Here is a 2,232-nt window from a genome sequence, read left to right as displayed (position 1 = left end):
CCATTTTGGAAGCGGCTGTTGGTGCTTGATGGATTGGTTAGGTTCTTGAAATCATAGCACTTTCAGCCGCTTTCTTTTATACCCTGTGAGAAATCCGGGCTAGCCTTGCCTGGGTAGTCGTGCAGCGACGCCGATTTATTGAGGAATTCTCTCATTATAGCAACACGTTCGCATTTGGGCTGTTCACTGCCGGTGTTCTCGTTACCTACATTTTTTCCCGCCTTTATGGTCGCCAAGACTTCTGGCGAGCCGTCATGCAAGACACTTATATTCGCGAGTTCAAAGACGTCGCAGAGGAAGCCATTGAGCTTTTAGGCTACAGCCTGATTCTATTTGCCATGATTGAGCTTCTGCTGATTGCTCGGCGCATTTACAAAGCGCGACAAGTCGCACGCTAATCCTCTCATCTCCCGCTAGCAGCCCTTCTCTATCGCCGCCTTACGCTCTGCGTAGGCGGCATTCATTTTTTACATCTCGTTATACACAAAGCCATTTGCGACCCTGTTAGCTTCAACGTAGTGTCGTCACCCCGATTCATGGGCATTTTTGCTGAAAAACAACCTACTGACGACACAAACCTTATGACAAACTCACAAAATCGCCAAGAAACCCTAAAGCGAGGTGCATTTACTCGTTTTCTTGATAGCGTTGAGTGGCTGGGTAATCTACTCCCACATCCTGTTACTCTCTTCGCTATTTTATGTGTGCTGGTAGTAGTCGCCAGCGGCATCGCCGGTGCATTAGGGGTATCTGTTGCTGACCCTCGCCCTGCTAACGAAGGTGAATGGATAGCGGTTAATTCGCTGCTCAATGTCGAAGGTCTGCGCCGTTTAGTCACTGAAATGGTGACCAACTTCACTAGCTTTGCACCGCTAGGTACAGTACTGGTAGCCATGCTGGGGGTCGGCGTTGCTGAGCACTCAGGACTGCTTTCAGCCAGCATGCGTGCGCTGGTTCTCAATCGCTCGCCGCGCATTGTCACCTATGCAGTAGTGTTTGCCGGCATCATGTCGAACATGGCGGCTGAGCTTGGCTATGTCGTATTAATTCCTTTAGCGGCCATGATTTTCCACTCATTAGGACGTCATCCATTGGCGGGCCTAGCGGCTGCGTTCTGCGGTGTTTCTGGAGGCTACAGCGCTAACTTACTGATCGGTACTGTTGACCCACTGCTATCGGGCATCACCCAGGAAGCAGCGCGTCTTCTTGACCCCGCTTACATTGTGGGTGCAGAAGCTAACTGGTTCTTTATGTTCGCCAGTACGTTCTTTGTCACGCTTATTGGTGGCTTTGTTACCGAGCGAATCGTAGAACCCAAGCTAGGTAAATTCGATTCTGCCTATGCTGATAGCGACATTGAAAACCAGCGCATGGAAGGGCTATCCGACTCAGAGAAGCGCGCCTTAAAAGGGACTGGACTTGCGACATTAGCATTAGCCGCTCTGGTCGCGGTCATGGTTATGCCCGAAAGCGGCATATTGCGTAACCCCGAAACAGGGCTAATTAGCGGCTCGCCCTTTTTGCGTGGCATTGTGGTAATTGTCGCGGTGTCCTTCACCGTGTTGGGGTTTGTCTATGGCCGTCTAGCAGGCACCATGCAAAACGATCGCGATATTGTCGATGCTATGGCGAAAAGTATGAGTAGCCTCGGCCTTTATATCGTTCTGGTTTTTTTTGCGGCGCAGTTTGTAGCGCTATTTAACTGGAGCAACTTTGGCACCGTAACAGCCGTTGCCGGTGCCGATCTACTGCAATCTATGGGGCTACGCGGCCCGGGCCTATTCGCGCTGTTTATTATTATGTGTGCGTTCGTCAACCTATCACTAGGCAGCGCCTCAGCACAGTGGGCGGTAACAGCTCCCATCTTTGTACCGATGCTAATGCTGATGGGCTACGCCCCTGAAGTAATTCAGGCGGCATACCGAATCGGCGACTCAGTGACTAACTTAATTACGCCCATGATGAGCTACTTTGGCTTGATTCTTGCCGTGGCAACCCGCTACCGCAAAGATATGGGCATTGGTACGTTGGTGGCGGTTATGCTGCCCTACACGCTATTTATGCTGATTGGCTGGAGCCTGATGTTCTTTATTTGGGTATTCGTTTTTGGCCTGCCTGTCGGCCCAGGATCAGCCACGCATTACACGCTATAGCCTTTTTTGTCATATAACGCTCATGGCATAACGCAAAAAGCCCGCCGTTCATAGAACGGCGGGCTTTTTGTTCATGGTG

Annotated in this window: 1 protein-coding gene and 1 pseudogene; both read left to right on the top strand. The window is 50.8% G+C overall.

Annotated elements, in window-relative coordinates; genetic code table 11:
• Positions 1–92: 92 nt before the first annotated feature.
• Positions 93–398, top strand: a pseudogene (locus tag INT22_RS00675) (hypothetical protein); the annotation flags it as partial.
• A 183-nt stretch (positions 399–581) separates the two neighbouring features.
• Entirely contained in the window at positions 582–2,153 is a 1,572-nt protein-coding gene (locus INT22_RS00670; protein WP_193067490.1) for an AbgT family transporter, read from the top strand.
• Positions 2,154–2,232 lie beyond the last annotated feature (79 nt).

This window comes from Halomonas sp. 3D7M (assembly GCF_014897885.1).
In the GTDB taxonomy this organism is placed as follows: domain Bacteria; phylum Pseudomonadota; class Gammaproteobacteria; order Pseudomonadales; family Halomonadaceae; genus Vreelandella.
Note: the sequence above shows the minus strand (reverse complement) of the source record. Positions and strands in the feature narration are given on the sequence as shown.